Origin of the sequence: Flavobacterium granuli (assembly GCF_031456055.1) — a bacterium.
In the GTDB taxonomy this organism is placed as follows: Bacteria; Bacteroidota; Bacteroidia; order Flavobacteriales; family Flavobacteriaceae; genus Flavobacterium; species Flavobacterium granuli_A.
Map to the genome: position 1 here is coordinate 279,864 of NZ_JAVDTX010000005.1, position 26,056 is coordinate 305,919.

24 protein-coding genes, 1 tRNA gene and 1 pseudogene are annotated in these 26,056 nt (G+C 34.6%); 8 read left to right on the forward strand and 18 right to left on the reverse strand.

The genetic code is table 11. The features are described from left to right. Window positions 1-102: 102 nt before the first annotated feature. The 5 genes from J2W95_RS12135 to J2W95_RS12155 form a co-directional block, all read right to left on the reverse strand. Window positions 103-948, reverse strand: coding sequence for a DUF2911 domain-containing protein (locus tag J2W95_RS12135; RefSeq protein ID WP_310007338.1), 846 nt, complete (start codon window positions 946-948; stop codon window positions 103-105). Between the two features lie 460 nt (window positions 949-1,408). Next, complete coding sequence (locus J2W95_RS12140) at window positions 1,409-2,062, reverse strand: HAD family hydrolase (protein WP_310007340.1); 654 nt, start codon at window positions 2,060-2,062, stop codon at window positions 1,409-1,411. A 132-nt stretch (window positions 2,063-2,194) separates the two neighbouring features. Next, window positions 2,195-2,911 carry a tRNA threonylcarbamoyladenosine dehydratase gene (locus tag J2W95_RS12145; protein ID WP_310007342.1) on the reverse strand — a complete coding sequence of 239 codons (717 nt, stop codon included), beginning with the start codon at window positions 2,909-2,911 and terminating at the stop codon, window positions 2,195-2,197. 23 nt (window positions 2,912-2,934) lie between these two features. Next, on the reverse strand, window positions 2,935-3,588 hold the full coding sequence (locus J2W95_RS12150; protein ID WP_310007344.1) for a TatD family hydrolase: 654 nt from the start codon (window positions 3,586-3,588) through the stop codon (window positions 2,935-2,937). Further along, entirely contained in the window at window positions 3,588-4,190 is a 603-nt protein-coding gene (locus tag J2W95_RS12155) for a DUF1684 domain-containing protein (protein ID WP_310007345.1), read from the reverse strand. The genes J2W95_RS12150 and J2W95_RS12155 overlap by 1 nt, the downstream gene beginning before the upstream one ends. A gap of 304 nt (window positions 4,191-4,494) precedes the next feature. On the opposite strand from J2W95_RS12155, the gene J2W95_RS12160 reads away from it, so the two are divergent. The 4 genes from J2W95_RS12160 (at window position 4,495) to J2W95_RS12175 (ending at window position 8,592) form a co-directional block, all read left to right on the forward strand. Beyond that, window positions 4,495-5,712, forward strand: coding sequence for an MDR family MFS transporter (locus tag J2W95_RS12160; protein ID WP_310007348.1), 1,218 nt, complete (start codon window positions 4,495-4,497; stop codon window positions 5,710-5,712). 336 nt (window positions 5,713-6,048) lie between these two features. Further along, window positions 6,049-6,411, forward strand: coding sequence for a BlaI/MecI/CopY family transcriptional regulator (locus J2W95_RS12165; protein WP_310007350.1), 363 nt, complete (start codon window positions 6,049-6,051; stop codon window positions 6,409-6,411). A gap of 81 nt (window positions 6,412-6,492) precedes the next feature. After that, window positions 6,493-8,376 (forward strand): M56 family metallopeptidase, encoded by a 1,884-nt coding sequence (locus J2W95_RS12170; RefSeq protein ID WP_310007352.1) that lies wholly within the window; start codon window positions 6,493-6,495, stop codon window positions 8,374-8,376. A gap of 75 nt (window positions 8,377-8,451) precedes the next feature. Continuing rightward, window positions 8,452-8,592, forward strand: a complete 141-nt coding sequence (locus J2W95_RS12175; RefSeq protein WP_310007354.1) for an SsrA-binding protein — start codon at window positions 8,452-8,454, stop codon at window positions 8,590-8,592. 67 nt (window positions 8,593-8,659) lie between these two features. On the opposite strand, the gene J2W95_RS12180 is transcribed toward J2W95_RS12175, so the two are convergent. Beyond that, entirely contained in the window at window positions 8,660-9,172 is a 513-nt protein-coding gene (locus J2W95_RS12180) for an adenine phosphoribosyltransferase (protein WP_310007356.1), read from the reverse strand. Between the two features lie 96 nt (window positions 9,173-9,268). Here J2W95_RS12180 and J2W95_RS12185 point away from each other — a divergent pair. Continuing rightward, window positions 9,269-9,342: transfer RNA gene (locus tag J2W95_RS12185), tRNA-Arg, on the forward strand. A 264-nt stretch (window positions 9,343-9,606) separates the two neighbouring features. Here the strand turns inward: J2W95_RS12185 and J2W95_RS12190 are convergent. The 5 genes from J2W95_RS12190 to J2W95_RS12210 all read right to left on the reverse strand — a co-directional run bounded on the left by J2W95_RS12190 (window position 9,607) and on the right by J2W95_RS12210 (window position 13,270). Further along, window positions 9,607-10,182: a DUF4833 domain-containing protein gene (locus J2W95_RS12190; protein ID WP_310007358.1), complete on the reverse strand. Its 576-nt coding sequence runs from the start codon at window positions 10,180-10,182 to the stop codon at window positions 9,607-9,609. 17 nt (window positions 10,183-10,199) lie between these two features. Beyond that, window positions 10,200-10,631: a GtrA family protein gene (locus J2W95_RS12195; protein WP_310007360.1), complete on the reverse strand. Its 432-nt coding sequence runs from the start codon at window positions 10,629-10,631 to the stop codon at window positions 10,200-10,202. A 1-nt stretch (window position 10,632) separates the two neighbouring features. Further along, on the reverse strand, window positions 10,633-11,319 hold the full coding sequence (locus tag J2W95_RS12200; protein ID WP_310007362.1) for a CDP-alcohol phosphatidyltransferase family protein: 687 nt from the start codon (window positions 11,317-11,319) through the stop codon (window positions 10,633-10,635). A gap of 127 nt (window positions 11,320-11,446) precedes the next feature. Continuing rightward, window positions 11,447-12,253, reverse strand: coding sequence for a phytanoyl-CoA dioxygenase family protein (locus tag J2W95_RS12205; RefSeq protein WP_310007364.1), 807 nt, complete (start codon window positions 12,251-12,253; stop codon window positions 11,447-11,449). A 228-nt stretch (window positions 12,254-12,481) separates the two neighbouring features. Continuing rightward, window positions 12,482-13,270: an SDR family NAD(P)-dependent oxidoreductase gene (locus J2W95_RS12210; RefSeq protein WP_310007366.1), complete on the reverse strand. Its 789-nt coding sequence runs from the start codon at window positions 13,268-13,270 to the stop codon at window positions 12,482-12,484. A 551-nt stretch (window positions 13,271-13,821) separates the two neighbouring features. On the opposite strand from J2W95_RS12210, the pseudogene J2W95_RS12215 reads away from it, so the two are divergent. Next, a pseudogene (locus tag J2W95_RS12215) lies at window positions 13,822-14,529 on the forward strand (aconitase family protein); the annotation flags it as partial. Window position 14,530: 1 nt separating this feature from the next. Here J2W95_RS12215 and J2W95_RS12220 read toward each other — a convergent pair. The 3 genes from J2W95_RS12220 to J2W95_RS12230 are packed head-to-tail and all read right to left on the reverse strand — an operon-like array spanning window position 14,531 to window position 21,667. After that, window positions 14,531-16,969: a beta-galactosidase gene (locus J2W95_RS12220; protein ID WP_310007367.1), complete on the reverse strand. Its 2,439-nt coding sequence runs from the start codon at window positions 16,967-16,969 to the stop codon at window positions 14,531-14,533. A 40-nt stretch (window positions 16,970-17,009) separates the two neighbouring features. Continuing rightward, window positions 17,010-20,309 carry a DUF5107 domain-containing protein gene (locus J2W95_RS12225; protein ID WP_310007369.1) on the reverse strand — a complete coding sequence of 1,100 codons (3,300 nt, stop codon included), beginning with the start codon at window positions 20,307-20,309 and terminating at the stop codon, window positions 17,010-17,012. 11 nt (window positions 20,310-20,320) lie between these two features. Beyond that, complete coding sequence (locus tag J2W95_RS12230) at window positions 20,321-21,667, reverse strand: sugar porter family MFS transporter (protein ID WP_310007370.1); 1,347 nt, start codon at window positions 21,665-21,667, stop codon at window positions 20,321-20,323. 135 nt (window positions 21,668-21,802) lie between these two features. Between J2W95_RS12230 and J2W95_RS12235 the strand changes: the two genes are divergently transcribed. Together J2W95_RS12235 and J2W95_RS12240 are read left to right on the forward strand one after the other, a co-directional pair. After that, entirely contained in the window at window positions 21,803-22,684 is an 882-nt protein-coding gene (locus J2W95_RS12235) for an AraC family transcriptional regulator (protein ID WP_310007372.1), read from the forward strand. 253 nt (window positions 22,685-22,937) lie between these two features. Next, entirely contained in the window at window positions 22,938-23,507 is a 570-nt protein-coding gene (locus J2W95_RS12240; protein WP_310007374.1) for a pentapeptide repeat-containing protein, read from the forward strand. A 73-nt stretch (window positions 23,508-23,580) separates the two neighbouring features. On the opposite strand, the gene J2W95_RS12245 is transcribed toward J2W95_RS12240, so the two are convergent. From J2W95_RS12245 to J2W95_RS12260, 4 genes are all read right to left on the reverse strand, one after another. Next, window positions 23,581-24,066, reverse strand: a complete 486-nt coding sequence (locus tag J2W95_RS12245) for a hypothetical protein (protein WP_310007376.1) — start codon at window positions 24,064-24,066, stop codon at window positions 23,581-23,583. A gap of 155 nt (window positions 24,067-24,221) precedes the next feature. Beyond that, window positions 24,222-24,683: a VOC family protein gene (locus J2W95_RS12250; protein ID WP_310007378.1), complete on the reverse strand. Its 462-nt coding sequence runs from the start codon at window positions 24,681-24,683 to the stop codon at window positions 24,222-24,224. A gap of 202 nt (window positions 24,684-24,885) precedes the next feature. After that, entirely contained in the window at window positions 24,886-25,386 is a 501-nt protein-coding gene (locus J2W95_RS12255) for a GNAT family N-acetyltransferase (RefSeq protein WP_310007380.1), read from the reverse strand. Between the two features lie 38 nt (window positions 25,387-25,424). Next, window positions 25,425-26,018, reverse strand: coding sequence for a MiaE family protein (locus tag J2W95_RS12260; protein WP_310007382.1), 594 nt, complete (start codon window positions 26,016-26,018; stop codon window positions 25,425-25,427). Between the last annotated feature and the right edge of the window lie 38 nt (window positions 26,019-26,056).

The following is a 26,056-nucleotide window of genomic DNA, read 5'->3' on the forward strand; positions in this document are numbered from 1 at the left end:
AAACTATTTGTGCCACAATCATTACCAAAAAAAATCCCGTTTAATGATAAACGGGATTTTTTTGTTAGTTACTTAAAGTGCATCTCTGCAAAACTTAAGGAATTATTTTTTACTCCACTCTGCAATACTTTCTCTATTCATTTTTACATAATCTTGATTCTTTGCAGTTTCTGCAGCTACAAGAGATAGATTTGCGGTTTCAATAGCACCTTTTTTATCTCCTGCTCTTGCTTGAATCAATGATTTTTGGCGAGTGTACCAATAAGGTTTTTCAGTACTCAATTCCATAGCTTTATCCATATAAATCATTGCTTTTGCGTTATCACCATTTGACTGATAAAGGTATTGTGCAGCTGAAAAATAATCAGCAGACGTTGGTCCTGCCAATACTTTTTCAATATTTGCTAATACTTCTTTTTGAGTAGGAACTGTAAATTTCATTGAAACAGAAGAGTTTTCCCAAGCCATATCCAAGGTAGCCGTATCTGCAGTCAAATTACCAATACCAATTGTAAAAGACTCTACTGATTTTTGCAATGCCTCTTCTTTTACTGAAGTTCTTAGTACGACATTAGCCTCATTCCATACTTCAGGATTTCCCCAATTGTTTGTGGTAGAATAAAAAATCACTTCCCAACTTTCTATTTTAGGAATTGTATACAAAGAGTATTTTCCTTTAGGTAAAGTTTTACCATCAATTACAACATCCTCACTAAAAGAAATAGTGGTGTTTTCATTGGCTCCAGTTCTCCAAACTTTTCCAAAAGGGACCAAATTTCCAAATACAGCTCTTCCTCTTGCTGCTGGTCTGCTATAAACTATTTCTACATCTGTCAATCCAACTGTTTGAAAAACTGTTGCTTTTGGACTGGCTTGAGGTGTTCTCAATTGAGCCTCAGTAATAAAGGGGGCTATAATGAAGGCTAAAACAAAAAGAATCTTTTTCATAGGTGTCAATTTATTGATTTTTAATTGTCATATGTAATTGACTTACTTTAATGGTGTTAAACCATTTTAAGTAAGTGCTTATTCCATATTTGTTAGGTTATCTATTTCTTCAAATTTACAAATTCAGAAAACTTTAAATGTTAATATTTACTTAATTCAAAATTAGTTATCAAACTGTTTTCTTCAAAGTTAACAACTACAAGAATATAAAAATAGTGTCTCAAGCTGAACTTTAAAAATCATATAAGCTTTTTAAAAAATTATATAACAAAAAAAAGATGTTCAGGTTTAAGTTTGTAATGTAATTGATTCATAAAGAAGTAATTCTTTAAAGCAATAGTCAACTTTATAAAAATAACTATTATGGAAAATCAAAAAATAATACTCGGAAAAATAAAATATCTTGTTTATAAAGGTATGTATTACTGTTTTGAAATTCGATATATCTTTAATTTATAAATTAATACTGCGACACTTTTTCAAAATTCAACTCATCAAAATGATTCACTACAACATCAGCTAATGACAAATCTTGGTCTTTAGAATGGAAACTGTTATATCCAACGCAAAAAATACCCGCAGCTTTGGCCGCTTTTACTCCATTGGTACTGTCTTCAATAACAATGCAGTTTTCTTTTGGAGCAGTTGACAAAGAAGCCGCATGCAAGAAAATTGCAGGATGTGGCTTGGACTTCGGAAAATCTTCACCACTTACTATATGTGAAAAATATTGGTGTAAATCAAAACGTGTAAAAACTCTATTAATCGTTTCTTTTGAAGCAGACGAAGCCACTATCAATTGCATACCATTTCGGTTAAAATCTTTAATTAAATTCTCCACACCTTCCAATAAAGCCAAATCTTCTTTACTATCAAAAGCATCATTGAAAATCGACCTTTTTCTCAAAATCAAATCTTCGACTTCATGTTGCAACTGGAAATGTTCTTTCAACTTCTGAAAAGTATTACGAGTCGATAATCCCGTAAAAGAAGTGTACATTTCCTCTGGAACCTCAATATTCAGTTCTCCAAATTGTTTGTAATAAGCATAACGGTGTACCAATTCTGTATCTACAATTACACCATCCATGTCAAAAATTACGGTTTGTATCATTTTTTTTTAGATTCTAAGGTGCTGAGTTCCTAAGATACTGAGACACCTAGTTTATATTTTTGTTGTTTTAAATTTGACCTCCTTAACCTTTTAACCTTTTAATCGATTAAACAATTCAACGATTCAACACCTTTACTCTTTCTTAAGTAAAAATCGAATCACTGTTTCTGCTGCATGCAAACCAAATAATCCTGGCATATAGCTGTTTGTTCCGTAAAATGATTTTTTAAAGTTAGAACCATCAGTCATTTTCAAACTGCATTCGTCTTGAATTTCAGAAGAAAAAACAACTTTCACTTTATTGATTTTCTCTTTTTTCAAACGCTTCCTGATTGTTTTAGCCAAATGACAATTTATAGTTTTGGATATATCAGTAACTTTCACTTTGGCAGCTTCCATTTTTCCTCCAGCACCCATACTGCTTATGATTCGGACTTTTTTTCTTCTGGCCGAAATAATCAAATTCAATTTTGGAGTTACGCTGTCAATGCAGTCTAAAACATAATCATACTCATTAGAAACAATCTCATAAGCACGCTCTGGAGAAAGAAATTCTTTTACTCGAATCAAATTCAATTCAGGATTAATATCCATCAATCGATCACCTACAACATCTACTTTAGGTTGCCCTACCGTAGAATGTAAAGCTGGTAATTGTCTATTTATATTGGTAATATCCACCACATCTCCATCTACAATAGTCATCGTTCCCACTCCTGCCCTTGCCAAGAACTCGGCTGCAAAGGAACCTACACCACCAAGTCCTACGACCATTACGTGAGCATTTTGCAAATTCTGTAATCCTTCTTTTTTAAATAATAGTTCGGCTCTTTCTGTCCACTCTGCCATATTAATTCGTTTTATTTTTATTCTTAAAGTTTCTTTTTGAAAACCGCTGCAAAATTACTCTTTATTTGTTGTTGCAGTTCATCCACGCTCCAATTTTTATATCGGGCTGCCAAGGCATACACTTCCTCAATTCCTTCTTCAACTGTATCGGTTTCCAGAAAAAAGCGATCATTAGGAATACTTTGAAAAACTGTTTCTAATTCGGGATTTCGCAGTAAATATTTCCCAAACGAAATATAAAATCCGTTATCGACAAGCTCCTTAGCCACTTGCTTGTTCTTAGAGAAACCATGAATCAACATTGGAACCGTAATTTTCAATCGCTTCTTCATTGCGATTACTTCCTGAAAAGCCGCCACACAATGAATCACAACAGGTTTGTTTAGTTTTTGTGCCAAAAGCAATTGTCTTTCAAAAACGATTTGTTGTAATTCTAACGGAATTTCGATTCGTTTATCCAATCCACATTCGCCTAAAGCGAGACAATTGGGTTCTGGTAATTTACTTTCAATAATCTGCAAATCGGTCTCCAACCTTTCTTCAACGATGTACCACGGATGAATACCTATGGAATAATATGGAATCGCTGCATCAAATTCCTGCGGATATTGATTGACGAGTTCCAAGACTGTGTCCTGATTCGTTAATTTGTGTGTATGCAAATTAAGAAATTTCATTAGTCATGAAATTTCTTAACTCCCGCTTTTATTTCTACTGCCAAATCGTTTTCCAATGGAACTTTTGGACATGAAAATTTATAACTGTATGCACAATATGGATTGTATGACTGGTTAAAATCAATAACAATCGTATTTCCGGCTGGAATCTTCAAATCAATATATTTCCCGCCTATATAACTCTCTTTACCCGAAGTCAAATCCGAAAACGGCAAAAACAAATGGTCTTTGTATTCTTCTTTTTTGGAAAGTTCAATATTGCGATAAATATTTAGTTTTAACTCTTTTCCCCCTAACTGAAAATGGGCTTCCCCATATTTTACATACATAGGTTTTTTGGCGCCAGTAGTTGGCATCACAAAAGGTTTTTCGTTCTCAGTTCTAATGAATTTTGCAACTACAAAGGCTTTCTCATTTATAGGATAAAAATCCAATGCCTTAAAATGAGACAAATCTTCAGGCAACAAAGGGCTTGTTTTAGCATCTGCAAATTCTACATTGAGGTCTTTTTGAAATTTTTCGACAACTGCCATATCAAATTTTTCTTGACCAAAACCCACATTAAATAATGCTACTAAAACCAAAGTCAGTATAACTCTCATATCTTTAAATTTTAAGCAAAAATAGTTTAAAGTTACAAAGCCACAAAGTTTATGCATAGAGAAACAAATATCTTGAAATACAATAAATGTCTCTCTAGCCCAGATTACTTCACTTAGAATTTATTTTCATAGGAGTTCAGTGAACTTCGTTTGAAACGAAAATCCTTTTTATTTTTCCTTCAAAATAAAAAGATTACTTAACCCGCTTTTATTTTTTTTGTGTTCAGTGAATACATTTGCAGTGTATAGCTGGAAATAGCTCCTAAAAAACTTTGTAGATTTGCAATAAACAAGAATTTACTACATGCTTAAAACTGCCCTCGGTCGCTATATTAACAATTTTAAAGGATTCACACGAGAAGTTTGGATACTTGCCCTAATCACTTTTATCAATAGAGCTGGTACTATGGTGCTGCCTTTTTTATCCAAATATTTAAAGGAAGATTTGAATTTCACCTACGGTGAAGTGGGATGGATTATGGTTGCCTTTGGTTTGGGTTCTATGTTGGGTTCTTGGATTGGAGGCAAATTGAGCGACAAAATTGGGTTTTATAAAATCATGATTTTTAGCCTTTTTACGAGCGGAATCCTATTCATTATATTACAATATATTACGAGCTTTTGGGGATTATGCTTTGGGATGTTTGTCATTATGGCAATTTCCGACATGTTTCGACCTGCTATGTTTGTATCTCTAAGCGTATATGCTAAACCCGAAAATAGAGTTCGTGCACTGTCTTTAGTTCGCTTAGCCGTGAATTTGGGTTTTACAGCTGGGCCAGCATTGGGCGGGTTGATTATTATAGGAATGGGGTACCAAGGCCTGTTTTGGATTGACGGAAGTTCCTGTATTATTGCCATTTTAATATTTGCTTTCTGCATTAAAGAAAAAAAGAAAATCCCAACAAATACAGACGATAATGTAGTACCAACCATCCCGAAATCCATATATAAAGACAAAGCTTTTTGGTTACTGCTCTTTATTAGTTTTGTTACTTTTATGGTTTTTCTTCAAATATTTTCGACTTTACCTTTGTATCACAACGAAAAATTCGGACTTACCGAATTTCAAACTGGAATGTTGCTTTCTATCAACGGGCTATTGGTTTTTCTTTTAGAAATGCCAATCGTAAGCAGGCTGGAAAGAAAAAAAACGAACAAAATAAAGAGCATTGCAATTGGATCATTATTCATTACGCTTGGTTATTACATTTTGTTACTCGATTCTTGGGTCGGAATTTTAATAATCAGCATCATATTGCTCACTTTCGGTGAAATTTTTTCTTTCCCATTTGTCAATGCAGTTGCCCTTAACCGTGCTCCAAAAGGCCAAGAAGGACAATATATGGGTTTCTACACCATGAGTTTCAGTCTGGCACATATCGTCAGTTCCAAAACAGGCCTAGAAATCATTGCTCATTATAACTATCAAATCAATTGGCTAGTCATGGGAACATTGGGCGCCTTATCTTTACTTTGCTGTTTTTGGCTCAATAAAATGGTACACAACGAGCAAAAATAAAATCTAACATTATAATTTGGGTGTGCCACCATTATGAAAAGGGACCAAATATGCTAAACCGCTGATTCGGCCCCTTCCCATAATGCTGTCGGGTCATCCGCGCTACTTCGGTAGCTTGCTTCTACCCCTCACCCGAGGACCACAACAGTTGTATTCCAGAAGACCTTTTGTGCTTATATCACCTTTTATATACCAATCAAAAAGTTTCCAAAACCTATAGAAAAGCCCATCTCAACCCAACAAAATCAATACAAAACTAAAATTTTAGTTAAATAACTATATTTTTAGTTTTAAAACTAGAAATATAGTTGTAAGTTTGTTTCAAATTAAATCATCATGCAAAAACTAACAAACAAAGAAGAAGAGATCATGCACATTTTATGGAAGCTCAAAAAAGCTTTTGTAAAAGAAGTCATGGCTGAAATTATCGAAGACCAACCGCATTACAACACATTATCCACAATTATCCGCAATCTGGAAGAAAAAGGATATGTAGATCACAATGCCTTTGGAAATACACATCAATATTACCCAATTGTAAGCATCGAAGATTACCGAAAAGGATTTATGAGTACAGCTATCGATAATTATTTTAATAGTTCTTATAAAAATATGGTTTCATTTTTTGCCAAAGAAGAGAAAATTTCTGCAGCCGAATTAAGAGAAATCCTTTCTATGATCGAAACCCCAAAGAAATAAAACTATTCCTTTAAAAGAAATGGGGTTCATGACAACCAAAAAAAATTAAAGGCTTCGAAATAAAAAAAACAATAAACAAAAATGGAAACACTATTCATATATATTGCAAAATCAAGCGGACTAATTGGAATGTTCTATATCGCTTATTATTTCCTTTTGCGAAAAGAGACTTTTTTTACGGCAAATCGTTGGTTTCTTTTAGCAGGTTTGTTCACCTCTGTAATTTTGCCTTGGATAGTTTTTACCACAATTGTATGGGTAGAACCAACACCAACCGATTTTGATTGGTCAAGAATACCCATGAAACCTGTCCAAGAGGAAAGTTTTGAAATCAACTGGTATCTTGTTCTAGCAATTGCATACATAACTGGAATAACCTTGTTTTTAGTCCAGTTTGCATTAGACTTTTATAACCTTAATCGCGTTATAAAAGGAAAAACCACACATCAGCAGGCAGATCACAAATTCATTGACCTGAAAGAAAACATTGCACCTTTCTCCTATTTCAACACCATTGTGTACAACTCATCACTGTACAGCGAAGCCGAAATGGAAAGTATTCTGGAACATGAAAAAGTGCACAGCGAACAATATCACACGATAGACGTCTTAATCACGCGTTTCTTTTGCATCCTTTTTTGGTTCAATCCCTTTATATGGCTATACAAAAAAGCCATTTTGCAAAACTTGGAATTCATCGCTGATAGTGAAGCCACAAAAAACATATCCGACAAAAAAGCGTATCAACTCACGCTTTTAAAAATAACAACACACGAAAACTGTGTTGTGCTTACCAATCATTTTTATCAATCATTAATCAAAAAACGAATCGTTATGTTAAACAAAAATCAATCAAAAAAATGGAATTCCTGGAAATATGCTTTAGTGCTTCCAGTATTAGTAGCCTTTGTATTTTTATTCCAAATGGAAGTCATCGCAAAAGAGAAAAATCAGAGCACTAAAATAGAAAAATCAACTACAAACGATGTAGATGTTTATAAAATCGATAAGAATACTACGGAGGCTGAATTAAAAGAAAAAGCCGAAATTCTAAAAGAAAAATATGATATAAAAACCACATTCTCTAAAATAAAAAGAAACTCAAATAATGAATTAATTGGTTTAAAAATTAAACTGCAAAAAGGAAAAGAAGCTGAGACAGTTACGGAAGTGAATAGCAGCGAACCTATAAAAGATTTTGCGATAGCCATTACCAAAAATGATAATGGAACCATAAATATCGGCATCGTTACTCAAGATAGCAAAGCAAATGATAAATTAACCCTTAGCAATAATGTAACCTCACATAACATCCATATTTCTGATGACACTCACATCTTTATTGATGGTGAAAAATCAGACAAAACCGAAATGGACAAATTAGATCCAAAGGATATTGCTACTGTTAATGTCAACAAGAATAATGATTCACAAGAAATCAGGATAATCACAAACAAGCAAGCCAAAATGGCTAATAACAATAACATTTACATCAATGACACAAAAGTAGATCAAAATGAATTAGAGCAATTAGATCAAGAAAAAATCGTATCAGTGAATGTCAACAAGGATGGAAAAACAATCCGTATTGTAACTAAAAATGGCTCTTATAATATAGATAGTAAAGACTTTCCTGCTCCTCCTACTCCGCCAGAAGCACCAGATTTTAAAATGAAAACTCCTGCTTATCCTCCATTGCCAAAAGCACCTAAAGCACCAAAAGGAGACCCAATGCATGGAGATCAAAAAGCCTGGAAAGAGTTTGATAAGAAAATGGAAGAATTTGACAAACAAATGAAAAAACTTGAACCTCAAATGGAAGCTTTCGACAAACAAATGGCTGAATTTGACAAACAAATGGAACCATTCAACAAAGAAATGGAAGCTTTTGATGAAAAAATGAAAGTTTATGACAAACAAATGAATGAATACATTTCTAAAGTAGAAAAAGAAAATAAAAAATAATTTCAAAATAACATACAAAAGACGGTCACTTATCAAGACCGTCTTTTTTTATATCTTTGAAAAAAATAAAAAACTATGTTTAAAATTCTAGCTCAAATAAACAAACTCATTTTACCAAGCTTTACCAAACAAAGATTAGATGTCTCCAAAGCCAAAAAATGGCAAATGGCGATTATTGGCTATCGCTATTATGTTACAACAAGAGCACTTGAGTAAATACAATCTGCAGATATCAAATTGGCAGTAATCAGTTATCTGCAAACTCAATTCTGCTATCAGTAAACTAATACGTTATTGCCGCAAAAATTTCATTTCCAGCGATTTTCTCCCTTCCGTTTAGGAAAGTGATTTCCATCAAGAAATTACACTGTACAATTACACCTCCTAGCTGTTCTACTAATTCACAAACTGCTTTTGCAGTTCCTCCTGTCGCCAAAACATCATCGTGAATAAGAACTCTGTCTCCTTTTTGAATCGCGTCAGTATGAATTTCAAGCGAATCCGTGCCATACTCTAAATCATAAGAAGCCGAAATAGTATCAAAAGGCAGTTTGTTGGGTTTCCGAACTGGGACAAAACCAGCATTCAATTCCTCAGCCAAAAGCATCCCAAAGAAGAAACCACGACTTTCAGCACCAATTACTTTATCAATTTTTTTGTCTTTCACTGCCGAAACCAATATTTCAAGACATTCTTTTCTGGCTTTTGGGTCAATTAGCAACGGAGTTATGTCTTTAAATACGACTCCTTCCTTTGGAAAGTCTTGAATATCACGTATATATTTTTTCAAGTCCATTTTTTTTAATTTTTATGCAATTTTAGGCTTGCAAGATACATATTTATTCCTATATTTGCACCCGCAAACAAGTTCAATGAACAAGTAAGCAAAAATGGCCTTGTGGCGCAACTGAATAGCGCACTTGATTACGGCTCAAGAGGTTACTGGTTTGAATCCAGTCAAGGTCACAAGCTTAAAGCCCATTTCTTACGAAATGGGCTTTTTTTTATGTTTTTTTCTCATTGTTTAAAATTAGGATGCGAATACAGCAGAAATTAAGTTTTATATTCTATTAAATTATTTCAATTGCTGTGCGAAGGCTAATAATTTATAAATATTATTTTGAGCAAAAGTTTTTACAAATACAAACCGGCTGATTTTACTCTACCGTTTGCAAAGTATTAAATTTAGAAGGTCAACCTTTGGTACATCCAAGTATATAGGTGTCTTATTTATAATAACATTCTTTCAGTAATTGTCTTATTTGAGGAAGCATCAATTCCGGTAACATCTGCATATTTTACATTTGGTACCCAAAAAGAACCTCCTTCAATGCGCACAAATATTTTTTCTACCTGTATTTTTTTCTGATTTACATTTACAAAAACATGATATTTTTGATCTGAATTTATCTTTTTCAAGGTTAAGGGTAACTTTTTATACGATACAAATTGAAGCTCAAACTCCTCATTATTTACCGTTTTACTCTCTATTCCATATGCAAATTTGCGTTGTATATAACTAAAATCTTTTTTTTCTCCTTTCTCAGCATATCGAATCCAATACGCTTTTATAGGATTGCTTTTGTTTATTTTTCCATTTTCCTGGTAGTTTATGGCATAAATTGCAGTGTTTATATTTGGGTCTCGCTGAATATAAAATAGCATATTGTCTATATTTTTAGGCGTTGGAAAATTTAATGCAGATGGATTTTTGGATTGTGCCAATAGATCTTCAGAAATTATATTTACTAAAATCGCTATAACGATTAGTAATTTTGTGAAATATTTAAATGGTAATTTATTCATAACGAAAAATTTATATACTAATTTGATTCAATTACATTCTGTTTTTCGTTTACCCTAAAAACCCAATATTTAATCAGTGGGTAATTAAAACCATAAGAAACAAAACTATCGGTGATTAATCTTCCGATTCTATAATCGATTTGAAATACATTTTGCAAAGTAAGCGTACCAAATGATTTTAAGGAAATGCTTCCCAATACAACCATCGCAAATTTAAAAAGCTGATTATTGATGTGGCTGCTATAACCAGATTGATCTTTAAATACCCAAAATCTATTGATGCTAAAATTGATAATGGCACCAACGGTTCCAGAGATTAAAATAGAAAAGGTAAAATGCAATTTAAAAACTTCTGTTAATAAAATCATTAATGCATAATCGGTAATGCCCCCTAAAAATGCCGCAACTTGTGCTTGTAGAAAAGTGAAAATGGATTTTTTCTTTAACATATCAGTCTTGGTTTTTATCTTTTAAATCGCCTAACTTTAAAAGTTTTATGCTATCTACAACATTGATTACAAGTAATATAATAGTGATAAAACCAGCTAAATAGGTAATTGACCCAGGAAATAAAACTTCCATAATTAAAATTAAAGCAATAATAAATCTAAGTTCTGTAGGACCAACAAAGCCAGAATCTATACTGTATTCATTTGTAATTTTATAGCGTAACTGACTGATGATGATAGACCAGCCATACAATGCTACAAAAGCAAAGGCTACTATTTGTGTGCCATTTTTAGCATAAATGTAGTAGCCAAAGCCTATAAGTACAATACCAATCCAATCGGCAATAATATCGAGTGCAAAACCGTACCAACGGCGTGGAATATTTCTATAATAAGCCAATCTTCCATCTAAAGAATCGCCTAACCAATTTATAACTAACCCGATAATACCGAAAAGCAAATACCAATTTGTTAAATAAGTACCTAAAACAAAAGCTAAAAAAACTAATCCCGAACCAAGTGTACCAATTAAAGTGAGTACGTTTGGCGAAATGAATTTAGGCACCTTTGGAAGCAAAAATACAATCGTTAACTGTTCTGCTCTTTTTAAAATATTAGTTCGCTTACGGTCTGAAAATGTTCTTTGTACAATTGTACTATAATCTGCAGTCTGTGTTTCTGTTCCCATTAATAGCCAAATTCCAGTTTTATAATTTTCAACTTTATTTTTCTTAGAGTATTTTTAAGAAAATCTGTTGTACTTTTTAGCTTACCTGATCTAACCAGATAACTATATGCGAGGACAATCAGCATAATTACTTAACAATTCCAGCGAAACGTTGATAAAAAACCGTTGGGCTATTCTCATCTTTAGGAGCATATTTTCCTGCTATAATTGGAATATAAATAACTCTCCTTCTGCTTTCTTCACCACGGATAGATGATTCTGCAACTCTGTGCCACAAACGGCCATCGTGAATCGTTAAATCTCCAGCTTCTGGAATGATGGAAACTTCTTGTGAATCGGGTTTATTATCTAAGAAGTACTTTTTACGGAAAAGCATTTGATAAATACTTTGCTTATGCGTACCCGGAATGATTTTAAGGCCACCGTTTTCGGGTTTTAAATTGCTTAAGTGGATACCAACATTTAGCATCGGGTTTAATTTTGCACCATAAAAAATATCTCTCAGACCATCTGTATGCCAGCCCATTTTAGTAAACTTACTTTCCGGCCCATTGATATAATGATTGAAAACCATTCCGTCTTTTTCTTCAGTACCTAATCTTGCACCTTCGCCTGCCAATGGTAATAAACTATTAAATCTTGGGTCAAGTAAAAGACCGCTTAAGGTTTGATTATGTTGATTGATAAAAGCAAAACGTTGTACAATAGGAGAACCATCTAAATCTTTTCCATATTTAATCGGAACACCATTTACTTTTTGAAGGTCATTGTCAATCCATTTTTGCTCCACTTGTTTTGATGCATCAATGATGGATGAAACCGTTTCTGGATTTATAAATTTTTTGAAATGGATGAAGCCATGTTCGTTAAAAAAGTCAATTTGCTCATTAGTTAATTGCTCAGTAAGGGTAAAAGTTTTATAAGAAGATACCATAGTATATATATTTAATAAATAAAAATAGTGTTTGAAATTTTATCTGAAAGATTAGCAACAGCAACAACAGCAACACATTCGCATAGTGTTGGCGTGCATTCTATCTTTAGTAAAATTAAATTCATTTCTCATATTATATATACTCTATAGGATTAGTAGATATTTATACAAATGTAATATAATTTCTTATTTGCCAAGAATATTTTTTTATTTTTTTTTTTGAAAAAATTAAATTTTATAAATCCCGGCTGCCGTTTTTTCGATAAAAGCCTTTGGTAGTATACGGTTGGCATAAACCGAAATGATATTGGTAAAACCCGGAATAACTTCTGATTTTTTGTCAAACATGGCTTTTACTGCCATTTTTGCAACTTCATCAGATTGCATATTAAACTTTTCAGCCATTTTGCTAAAAGCATCTAAACCAGCTCTTGAAGCAAAACCAGTATCAACCGGACCTGGACTAAAACAGGTTACTGAAATTGAAGTTTGGACAAGTTCGAAACGTAAGGCACGAGTAAACGATAAAACAAAAGCCTTTGTTGCTGAATAAACAGCTAGCGTAGGTACAGCCTGGTATGCAGCAGTACTCGATATATTTAAAATGTAGGCTTGTTTTTCTTGTGAAAGTATGGGTACTAATAAATGTGACAGTTCTACAACTACATTCATGTTAAGTTGCATCATGCCAAGCTGATCGGTTAAAGAGGACTGACTAAAATCGCCCCACACACCATAACCAGCATTGTTAACTAAAAACCCAACTGGATAGTTATTCCTTTTTATCCAATCGATTACTTTTAGCGATGCGCCATTTATCGAAAGATCAATCGATAAAATAGGAGCACTTATGCCGTATTTAACTTGAAGATCATCAGATAGTGCTTTTAATTCCTCCTCACTTCTTGCAACAAGCAATAGTGAATAACCCTGTTTAGCCAATTCATAAGCAATAGCTTTTCCAATGCCTTTGCTGGCGCCAGTTATTAAGGCATACGGTTTAGTTTTTTCGCTCATTTTATTAATTTATTCATCAAATATAAAGATTATTTGTAACCCATTGGGTGTACCTGGCAGTTGAGTGGTTATAAATCGTACTTGTGGATCCAGATCGAAAGCTGTTGACATAGATCACGCTATTAGTCCGTTTTTGAACGAATATCACAACCCTTTTTATTTTATCATAAAGATAAAATAAACTGCAGTCTGACTAAGAGAAACCACTGGCATATTATTTGAATATATTTTAAATAATCCAAATCAATTGATTGCATAAAAACAGCATAATAAGATTTCAGTAAAGTGCTGAAAACTGCAGTCCGCTCTAAAAACACAAACGAAAACAGATCTAATAGCTCCAAAGGAATGTATTTAACTCTCTTTAAAGGTGTTCTGGATTTACTATATTTCACAAATGCATATTATTTTTTTGCGAAATACAGCAGAAATAAGAAGAAAAAACAATCCATGTACTGATCTAAAAAAAAATTAAAGACCAACTGTAAATTTGTTTTACGCCACGAGATTAGGGAAACTACATTGTATTTTTAACTGTAATATCATTCATTATGCAAAACGACATCTATCAGATTAAAAGGTTATTAAGCACTAAAAGCGGAGAATTTTCATATTACAGTCTCGCAGAGATGCAACGCAAGGGATTTGAAATTGAGAAAATGCCATTTTCCATTCGAATACTATTAGAAAATGTACTGCGGAACTTCGACGATTTCGCCATAACTAAGGAAAATGTGGAAACACTGCTGGGCTGGAAACCCCAAGCATCAGACAAAGACATCCCCTTTAAACCTGCCAGAGTACTTATGCAAGACTTTACAGGTGTTCCTGCCGTGGTAGATATTGCCTCACTTCGTGCTGAAGTGGCCAGAAGAGGAAAAAACCCCGATACTATAAATCCCATGATTCCTGTAGATCTCGTGATCGACCACTCGGTACAGGTAGATTATTTCGGAACTGAATATGCTTATCAGCGTAACATGAATGAGGAATATAAACGTAATGATGAACGATATGAATTTCTAAAATGGGCCCAACAGTCCTTTGACAACTTCAACGTGGTTCCTCCCGGAATGGGTATATGCCATCAGGTTAATCTAGAATACCTCTCCAAAGGTGTTATAGAGCGTAACGGAGAAGTTTTTCCTGATACACTCGTCGGAACTGACAGCCATACCCCAATGGTCAACGGAATTGGTGTAATTGCTTGGGGTGTCGAAGGGATTGAAGCAGAGGCAGCAATCTTGGGCCAGCCTATAATTATTTAAGTTCGACACTCACCTTGTACTCGGGAATAATTTCTGGGGTTTTGATCTCAAGAAATTCTTTCGCCTGTAAAAAATCTGGAACAACATTTTTATCCAGATATTCTAAGTAAGGAGCATCCTTTTGCATCGGCATAAAATAAAAATACATTTCATTTTGCTTTAGGGCTGACTGATATCGTTTAAGCCCCAACTGCCATGCTTCACTTGTGTACAAATTATCTGTAGCAATTTCACCGTTAAGCATGCATACTCCCCTGTCGCCACGATAATCAAATTTTATAAAAACATCATTAAGTTTAGACAAATCCAGATCCTTAGCATCAAGTATAAAATGACGGTCATCAAATTGAGTAATCTTCAACTGTGGCACTATTTTAGTTGTTGATATATTCCATGATGCAAAGATTTTATCATTATTTTTCAAAGGACTTATCTTAGCCTCAGCTGATGTCACTGAAGCAGCTTTTGGATATGTCTCCAACTGCCATGATTCTGTTCCAGTACTGATCATGTCGAGTTTATTTCCATTTTCAAGTACAAGAGCTTTGCTGATAACAGCATATTGCTGTCCTAACTCTCCTGACAAAGTTGTATGGAGAGCCTTGTCAAAAGGAATGATTAGAAACGTACTCTCGCCAGCAGTAAATTCAAAACTAGTTCCATTCTCTCCTGAAATTACTGTATTCTCTTCACTGAATACTGATTTAGCACCTTTTACCTCAGTTTTCACATTCCCTTTCAATACCAGCTCAGGTTTTATTCCATCAACAGAGAAAAATACGTAATAATTCCTTCCTTTATTTACAAACTTTAAAAGCGGTTGAACCATAGCGGATTTAAATTCTACCCCTCCAAATTCCATATTAAATGGAAAAACAGCAGAAGCACCTGATTTCAAAGTAAAAGTGCCAGTATTAGGAAATTGAATATTTCCTCCTAACGGAGTAACATTTATCTGTAAATTCTTCAAATCCTTAGTTTGGACATGATCTTGGTAATTGTGCATAAATAAAAACCCTCTTTTTCCGTCACTTCTTACCGAATAGCGGAGTGTGGATGTGTCGGAGGATGCAATCTGGGCATTTGTCTGAGGAATTTCAGGATACAAAGGAGCAAGTTTCTCGCCAAAAAAATGTAGAAAATTATTCATCAAACGCAATTCATAAAATCCTTTGCCCGTATTACCAAATTCTCTTATTGGAGACTGATAATCATATGATTTATTAGAAAGTCCGAAACCTTCAGAATACATATAAAATCCATTAGAAGGAGTTGTTCCTCCATGATACATATAATAGCCTAAACCGTTGGAACCGCTTCCAATAGTTCTAACCATCATAGGAAGAAAACTTTCCCCCGGTACTCTTGGCCTGCGTGAATACAGCACACTCATACCTGTACCAAGTTCTGCCGCTATAGATGGATAATCTTCTGTAACATAACTCACCGGAGCGTAATCTGGACTTTTGTGAATGTCTTTAAACAGGTAAAATGGTGACGGTTTTATTTTGTCTTCCCAAAAAGGATATGCATACCCTGCCATTACTGGAATTGAACCGTTATTAATAATTGTAGCAAATCCCCATCCTGTAGCTGTATAAAGTGGGACATCCATACCTGCTTTTTTGGCCATAGTCTTAAGTCCCTTCATATAAGTCTGTCCATAGTCCTTAAACTCATTTCCCGAATCATTTACCCCAACACCAACCTGCGTAATTTTGCGGTCACGTCTTGCTGATGTATATTCTCTCTCAGCTCCCGAATATGTTATAGCCCAAGGAGCAGCAGAATGCTGGTATTCATTTTCAATCTGAATTCCAATTATTGGACCGCCGTCTTTGTAATAAAGCCCTTGAAGCTGTTTACCTATTTCATTATACAGATTCTCAGTATGTTTTAGAAATTCCGAATCGTTAGAGCGAACCTCAAAAGGACGTCCATAGAGCCAGTCAGGCAATCCCCCATTACGGATTTCTCCATGTGCAAAAGGGCCAATTCTTACAATTAGATCTATTTTGTTTTCCTTGCACAGCTGTACGAAACGACGCAGATTAAAATCATCGCTCCAGTTGAATACTCCTTCCTTCGGTTCGTGCATGTTCCAGAAAACATAAGTAGCAATAACAGTAATCCCTCCTGATTTCATTTTTTTTATCTCCTGGTCCCAATACTGAGATGGATAACGAGAATAATGAAATTCTCCTATAACAGGAATGAAAGGTTTTCCATTTCTCTCGAGATAAAAGTTATTTACCCCAATTGACTCATCCCCCAAACCTTTAGCACCAAGATCAAGATGGCCACGCTTAACCTCATAAGCAGTTCCGGAAACATCAATTCTATAGGTGTTCTGAGCAGATAAAATGCAGATGTTCCCACAGAAAATCAAAGCTGTTATCAGTGATAATTTAAAAAATATTTTTTTTTTCATAATGCGAATTTAAAACTATAAAATATGATAATTGCATGCCTTAAACAATTGACAGCTGATGTTTTTCAAGCATTTCCAGATGTACTTGAACGCCCTGATGATTGATATCCATTTTTGATGCCTGCTCAAGGTGCTCTTTTGCTTTCGCTGTGTTTCCTAAACCATAATACCCCAATCCAAGCATATAATGACAGTGAACCTTATTTCTAAAAGTCAAGTCATCATCCCAAATCAGAAGGTCGGGAAGTGATACCGCAAAATAATCAAGTTTTATAGTTTCATCAAGATGTTGTTCTCCAAATGAAATCAATGAATTAAACCGTTTTTGAGCCTGCTCAGGTTCTTTTAATTTCAGTAATGCAAGACCTTGATAAAATATTTTATCAGGCTTTTGGTCATTGTAAAATATTGCGGCCACTGGTTCTGTATTGCCTTCTTTTGCCAATTTCCAATAAATATTTGCCTTTTCATCCAACCCAAGGTATTCATAGACACACCCAAGCCAATAATGGAAATCATTCTCCTGTGCTCCTGATAATTTTCCTTCTCCCAAATTATGAGGATACTCAAGACATTCTTGTAATAGTTCAGCAGCTTTATGATATTCCTTTTGGGCAATAAAATCTTTTGCTAATTCAACTCGTGCCAGCTGAAACTGCGTAGGAACCTTACCTTCTCCTCCTTCCCAAGGATGAAAAATACGGCTATCAACAAAGGCCATTGCCTTGTCATAGTCTTGTGTCTGATTACACAATGTAACATATTCAAGATAGAGATCATCACGCTGTTTTACCAAAACAATATACTGCTCCAAAAATGCCTTTCGGACTCCATATGGCCTGCCTAAACGTTTATAGAGCTGATCAAGTTCCATCAATATACGTGCATCAGAAATGTCAAGCTGAAATGCTTTTTCCATAAATTGAACTGCTTTTTCTTCCTGCTCTAGTTTATTGAAATATGCCAATGCAAGGTTTCTAAATACAGTAGGAAAATCACCGTCCTTTTCTGCTGATTTTTCCCAGCATTCCACTGCTTGAAAATATTGTCTTTTATCATACCACAAATTGCCCAGATAATAAGACGCTTTTGCATCTTCAGAATTTATCATTGTTGCACATTCCAATGTCGAGATAGCTTCTAAACGATTTGGAAAACAATATTCTGATGCATGCGTGGCTGCAATTTTAAAAGCAGCAGTGCTGTCTCTTCCGTCAAGAGATAATGCCCATCCCATATAATAATACGTCATGGGTGTCGTTTCACAAGTCTGTGCGCCAATCTGGAGCAGCTGTATAGCTTCATCAAACATCCCTGCCGCAATATAATCTAACGCAGTGATTTCATAATTATGGATTTCACCTCGCATAACAGAATGCATTTTATCCAAAACAGAAGTTTCTTTTACAATAAGGTAATCTTCAAAAAGACAGCCAAAATTAAATAAATCAATTTGTAAAGAATCAACGATAAGTTTAAGTGCCTCTTTTTCCTTTCCTGATCGGCGCAATAAAGCTACTTTCAGAGTACGTGCTTTTTGATTATGCCAGTTACGCACCAGAGACTTATCAATTTCATAAAGCGCATTTGCAAGATTATCACCAGCAGATGAAATCTGTGCACATGCAAAATAACCTGCATCCTGCATGGCAGCATTCCAACATGATTTATAAAAAAAATCATAAGCCTGCTTATTTTTACCCTGATATTTTAGAGCTAGTCCCAGATTGTAATGCGGTTCTCCGTCATAAGGATTAGGGTTTCGCTGAAGATGTGTGTTTATGGCCTCCTGAAAATATTTTTCAGATTCTTCAAATCTTCCCCTACGCAAAAGCCAAAGTCCCATCGCATTATTATTTCTTACATCCGACGCATCACGACTCAAAGCTTCTAAATAATAATCAGCAGCATTATATGTAGCGTGACGGTACTGTTCCAAATGCAGACCTGTCAGATATAATTGCTCACAGGTTGGAGTTTCCTTAGGAGAAAAAGCTGGTTTAGCTGGTTCAGGAATAAGCTTATTCTCTTGCTCTTGAGGTATTATACTTAACATCACTTTTCCATTCTCATCATATACTGAGAGTTTCAATTCAGAAATCAAAGTAGGTCCCACATTGATTTCCTTTTCAAAAACCAATTCAGGAGATAGAGTAACTGTTTCTTCGTAAAAACCTTCCACTATTATTTTTACATTTTTAAACTTTGAGGTTGCAAAAATTTTTACAATTGCCTTTTGATAGTCCCCCTCTATATTCATCAGCAGATCCTGAGACGCATTTTTCACCATTCCAAGTTCGCGATAAGGCAGGAAATATTGTGTAAAAGTCTTTTCCTCATAAGGCTGCATCCAACTAAAATCAGGTTGATTATCAGTATATACTCCAGCCATCAATTCAATATAAGGACCATCTTCATCTGTTAAATTTCTGTCCCATGCCTTTCCAAAATCGCCATTACCCCATGTCCATTGTTTTTTTCCTGGTGAAGTATGATGATTTGATACATGCAGAACTCCTGCCCTAGAATCATTTTCGTAGCCTCCAACAAAATTAAATTCTGAATTGATAGCCATATACGAAGTAGGAACTGGTATATTTTTATAATTTGAAATATCAACTCCTGAAGAGTAATCTACCTTATAGTAAGTTCCTGTGGCAATTGGAAATGTAGAAACATCTCTCTTCCCATGATCAAAAACAGCATGTACATCAGGAGGAAAAACCGACTGATAATGTTCATTTACAGCTACTGCTGGATTTGCCCACCATAAAAAAGTCTGTGGTACAGGAGTAGGATTATAAAGTCTGCCTTTAATCTCAAGATAAGCTTTCCCAGGATGCAAAGTGAAACCCGCCATACCTTTCTGATGAAACATTTTCTCGTTTTCACTTACCCAAACAGTAATACTCCCGTCATCATTGTTTTCAATTGTATGATCAACAGGCAGGAAAGTACTAGGGCGATGATGCTGCGGCCAGTTAAATTCTATACCTCCTGAAATCCACGGCCCTGTAAGCCCCACCAATGCGGGTTTGATTACTTGATTGTAATAAATGAAATGACGCTGTTTAATTTTATCGTAAGCCATCTGAACCCTGCCGCCGAGCTCAGGAAGAATCATTACTTTAATATATTCATTCTCTAGATAAACCGCCTTATAAATTTTATCCTGTTTTTCATCTTCAATCTTTTCTATAACAGGGTAAGGATAAACTGCTCCACTGCTTCCTTGATAAACTCGCTTTTCGAAAAACATTGGATTTTTCTCAGGTTTTCCTATATTATATGTTGGAATTAATACATCTTCTTCCCAAGCTTTTACTGATAAATCATTCATAATTTTGTATTTTAATGTGCTGAAAAATGTTGCTCAACCTCTTCAAGAGTCTGTCCTTTTGTTTCTTTGACCTTTTTAAGAACAAAAATGAATCCTATAAAACAGATAGCAGAATAGAGATAAAAAGGTCCGTATGTTCCAAGCTTTTCTGCAAGTATTGGAAAAGTGAAGGCAATTATAAAATAGCCAATCCACAGGGATACAATAGCTACAGAGGATGCAAGTCCTCTTATACGGTTTGGGAATATCTCAGAGATCAGAACCCAAGTGACCGGGGCAAGTGAAGTTGCGTATAATGCAATCGCTATTAAAACCACTATTGAAACCATACCTGCTGCAGCTCCACTTTGCAGCAGATATGCAAGCAGAACATAAATTATGGACAGACCCAGCGAGCCTATAAGCATCAAAGGTTTTCTTCCCAATTTATCAACCTGCCACATGGCCACTATTGTAAAAATTAAATTTACAGCACCTATAACAACTGTTTCAAATAACTGCCTGTCAAGATCTGCTCCTGCGGATTCAAAAATTGTTGCTGTATAATTAAATACAACATTGATTCCGCATAACTGCTGAAATACAGCCAGCACAATTCCAACCAGCACTGCTGGACGCACTGACTTTTCAAAAACTGCTGCATACGATTTTGTCTGGGGTCCTGTAAAGGATTTTTCTATGTCGTTAAAAGTGTCCTTGACAAATGTTTCAGATCCGATTCTCCCCAGTACCATTCTCGCCTTTTCTGTCTTACCTGCCTGTAAAAGCCATCTCGGACTCTCTGGAAGCCAGATCAAACCAATTAAAAATAAAAGCGATGGTACCACTCCAAGGCCAAACATCCATCTCCAGACATCAGGTCCGTTATCTGATAAAAAATAATTTACCAAATTCGTAACAAGAATTCCAATAACAATAGTCAGCTGATTAATAGCTACATTTCTGCCTCTCATAGATGCAGGAGAAATTTCTGCAATATACATTGGACTTAACATAGAAGCCATTCCTACTCCTATTCCTGCCATAAATCTCATCATCACAAAAACTGTGAGATTCTGAGCCATTGCCATTCCTATTGATGAAACGGCAAAGATCAATGCTGATAGCATTAATCCCGGACGTCGTCCAAAACGGTCCGCCAGCTGGCCTGCAATCAAACATCCAATTATACATCCTAATGCAAGTGATCCTGTAAGGAAGCCTTCCCACCATGCATTTAGTTCAAAAGCTGTTTTCAAAAAAGGAAGTGCACCCGATATGACAGCAAAGTCAAATCCGAAAAGATAACCTCCCAGTGCAGAAATAAAAGAAATCCCAAGTATATAAGTATTATTATAAAGGCTTATTTGATTCTTCATTAAAATAAAATTTCGGTTAGTTAATTAGTGAGACAAAAATACATTTCACTGTTATGCAAAAAATGGATTATACATTGAAATAAATGGACTATCTTACGATTTTATTTCAATTTATATCGTAATAGTCAAATTATAATGAACAATATAACGGAAACCCGAATTAAAGACGGCTTTTTGGGACAAACAATGGTAGTGCTTTCACAAGAACAAAAATGCAAAATTGAGGCTAATCCTTTTTTTCAAAATCTTTTTGCATCTGCAGTTGGATATTTTCCAAATGCCAGAAATCACGACAGATCCAGAAAAAATGGCATAAGTGAATACATTCTACTATATTGCCTTGAAGGTGAAGGATGGATTACAATTAACAAAAAAACTATCAAACTGACTCCAAACACCAGTTTTATTATTCCTGAAAATACTGCTCATAAATATGGAAGTTCTCTTAATGCACCATGGAGTATCTATTGGTTACATTTCACAGGCAACTATGCGGAAACTTTTTATAAACGATTTTCTAAATATCAAAATGAACCTGTCAAAATTGCTTTTGACCAGACACGAATTACACTCTTAAATACAATAATTAAGCTTCTTGACAGTGATCTTTCTGAAGAGAAAACTGAACTTGTACATTTTAAGCTGACAACGTTTTTAAGCTCATTATGCTATTCAGATGTTTTAAATCTAAATGAAACAAATGACAGAATTAATCTTTCCATAATATATATGAAAGAAAACATAGGTAGTGTTCTTAGTATTGATCATTTGGCTGTTCAGGCACACTATTCGGTATCGAGATATTCTGAACTTTTCAAGCAAAGAACTGGATATGCACCTATTCAATATTTTATCAGACTAAAAATACAAAAATCCTGCGAGTACCTTTATTTTGGGAATATGAATATTAAAGAAATATGTAATGAAGTAGGCTTCGATGATCCTTTTTATTTCTCTAGGATGTTTAAAAAACAAATTGGAATGGCTCCCATGCAGTATAAAAAAACACACAACTGATAATTTATATTTAAAATTATTACATTTTATTCTTTTTCAAAGCTGATTATAAATCTAAACTTCTCACCTAGCCCCGATGGTAATGGTATCCCACGCTTTTTTTGCGTGGATATAATGGACAGCGGCACTACTGCTGTCCATTACGAAATGTCCTGCTCCTAAAAAATTGAATGCACTAAATACTCTTTTTCGCTGCAATTCTGCGTCTATAAGTAATAGAAATTCGTTTCTTTGCCGAAATTAAAACCCTTTCATGCCGGAATATTTTTTGGATATCGAATACAACAACCTCACGTATGGCGTGGATGAAGTGAATTTTAAGGAGTTTGAATGCTGTACGTTTAATAACTGTACGTTCTCGGCATGTAATTTTATGGATGTTACTTTCATCGATTGTGTCTTTAATGATTGCATTTTTGATGAAGCTAGAATCAATCATGTGGCTTTGAGAACCGTGACTTTTAACCGATGTAAAATCAAAGATGTTAATTTTGCGATGTGCAGCAAACTCATTTTTGAAGTGCGTTTTTATGAATGCATACTAGATTTTTCCAAATTTTATACGCTGAAAATAAAAGGGACTCCGTTTGTCAACTGCAGTTTAATCGCGGTAGATTTTATGGCTGCCGATTTGACCGAAACACTATTTGAAAATTGCGATTTATACCGTGCCGAATTTGCCAAAGCCATTGCTAATAAAGCCAATTTCAGAACTAGCTACAATTATACTATAGATCCCAAAACGACTAAATTGAAGAAAGCTATTTTTTCATTAGAAGGACTAAAAGGTTTGTTATATAAACATGATATCATTGTGAAGTAATTTTTTCTAAAAAGAAGAAAAATCACTACAGCTAAAAGAACTGAATCAAAACAAAAAATTCACATCAAAACTTTTAACTGATAAACTCAAGGTGGTTTCCTTCGGTATGCAAAATGTGTTTTGCTCTTTCAATCTCCTCTTTGGCTCCCTTTACGATAACCATAAATTTCCCTTCTTTGAGATGTTCTTCGCTTTTAACCACTTCTTCCTCTTTTATTCCTGTAAAGGTCAGAAGTGATATAAAACCACCAGCAACCAAACCCAAATCAAGTCCTGCAATGATTCCTACAAGAGCGCCGGCTCCATACAAAAAACCAAAACCAGGAATCGCAAAAACACCAATACCAGAGAGCAATCCTATCAATGTACCTGCTCCCATACCAACTAATGCAGGCGCTTTTTTTATTGTATCTAGTGATTTTATATGAATATGATCTTCAATCACTTCTGCCTTGCCCAACAACGAAACATTCCCCATGGAAAAATCTTGATGACTCAATATTTTGATAGCATTAACCGCTTTATCATGGGTGTCATAAATTGCAATTTGTGATTTCATAATATTAAATTTTTAAGTTATAAACAACAAATCAACATCATACTACACTTAATAAAGTTACGAATTTAAGCTGTTTATAAACAGATATTTAACACTGCATATACAAGAATTACTTTTCAATTAATCGTTTCAAAAAAGAAAGCTTACCCCTCTTTTTATTCACATAACATTTTATCAAATCGTCTTTGCATTTCCTCATAACTCATGTCTTCTTTATGCGTTGCTATCATCCATTTAAAGCCAAATGGATCCATTACCTGCCCTACTCGATCGCCATAAAACATATCATCTACTGCCATCACCGAAGTTCCTCCGGCATCGATAGCTTTTTGAAATGCGGCATCAGCATCTTTTACATACAATCCAAAAGACATTGGATTTCCGCCTAAACTCAAAGGTCCTTTAGTTCCCCAATCGGCATTCTCGTCGGCCATCATAAGCAAGGTCCCTTCAATATCTATTTCAGCGTGACCAATTTTACCATCAGGCATTAGTAATCGACCTTTTTCTGTTGCGCCAAAAGCTTTTTTATAAAACTCTATTGCGTCACTGCACCCATCGATTGTTATGTAGGCATTCAATGAGTACGCTCCCGGATAAATGTGTGATGTTCCCATGTGTCAATTTTTTAGATTTTTAATTATTTTAAATCAATAAAACAGAACATTAAAATTAATTATTTTACTGTATTACAGAATGTTAAATAACATTTTTTAACATATCACAAAGATTACCATCCTTTGTTTCAAAAAAATAAAAGCACAAAAAAAACCGAGGCTTGTTTGCTTCGGTTTTAGGTTTTATTTCAAAATAGTATCTTTATTTAATCGGTTTCTCCATTACATAATCTTCCATCAGATAACCGTGTTCCAATTCTATATTAACTTCTTCCACAATTTCAAAACCTATTTTTTGATAGAAGTGCAATGCTTTATTGAATCGGTTTACATTTAATGAGAGTGCAGCCGAATCGCTTTCTTTTGCAACATTTTCGACAAAATCAATTAACGTTTTTCCTATTCCTTTGCCTTGAGTTTCTGGCAAAATATAAATTTTATGGATTTTGGTTTGTTGCTTTTGATTGTAATGATGTTCATAGGAAGCAAATCCTAAAGTCTCATCTCCTTCTTTGGCTAATATAAAATGATGACCTTTATTGGCAACACTATCTTTTAATGCTTCTTCATTATAAAAAGCATCCAACATATAATCCAATTGCGCTTTCGAAAGGATTTCTCCATAGGCAATCGGCCAAGTTTGATGAGCTATATTTTGAATTGTTTTGTAATCGTGTGTTGTGGCTTTAACTATTTTTATCATTTATTCTGATTTCAATTCTCAATTCTAATTAACTTAAACTACCCATGAATTGTCTCGCCTTTTCCATAATTGGTAATGATCGATTCTTCATATTCTAGCCATTCTCTCCAACGTTTTTCGACATCGATTCCTACACCATATTTTCGGGCATAAGTGATAAAAGTAGTGTAATGACCTGCTTCACTTTCCATCAAATCCCTATAGAAAACAGCCAGTTCTTCGTCTTTAATATTTTCTGAAAGTACTTTGAAACGCTCACAACTTCTGGCTTCAATCATGGCTGAAAATAACAAACGTTCCACCAAACCCGAAACTCTGCTTCCATCACCGCTTTTTTTCATATACAAATACAATTCATTTACATAATCGTCTTTGCGCTCGCGACCAAGCTTCAAACCACGTTTGATAATGATATTGTGGACTTGCTCAAAATGGTCAATTTCTTCTTTGGCCAAAGCTAATAAATCCTTAACCAAATCTTGGTGTTCTGAATTATTGGTGATAATTGTAATTGCGTTTGTTGCTGCTTTTTGCTCACACCAAGCATGATCGGTCAAGATTTCCTCGATGTTTTTTTCAACAATATTTACCCATCTCGGGTCGGTTGGCAGTTGTAATCGTAATACGCCCATTTTTTTAGTCTTAAATTTTAAAAGTCATAATGTCATAA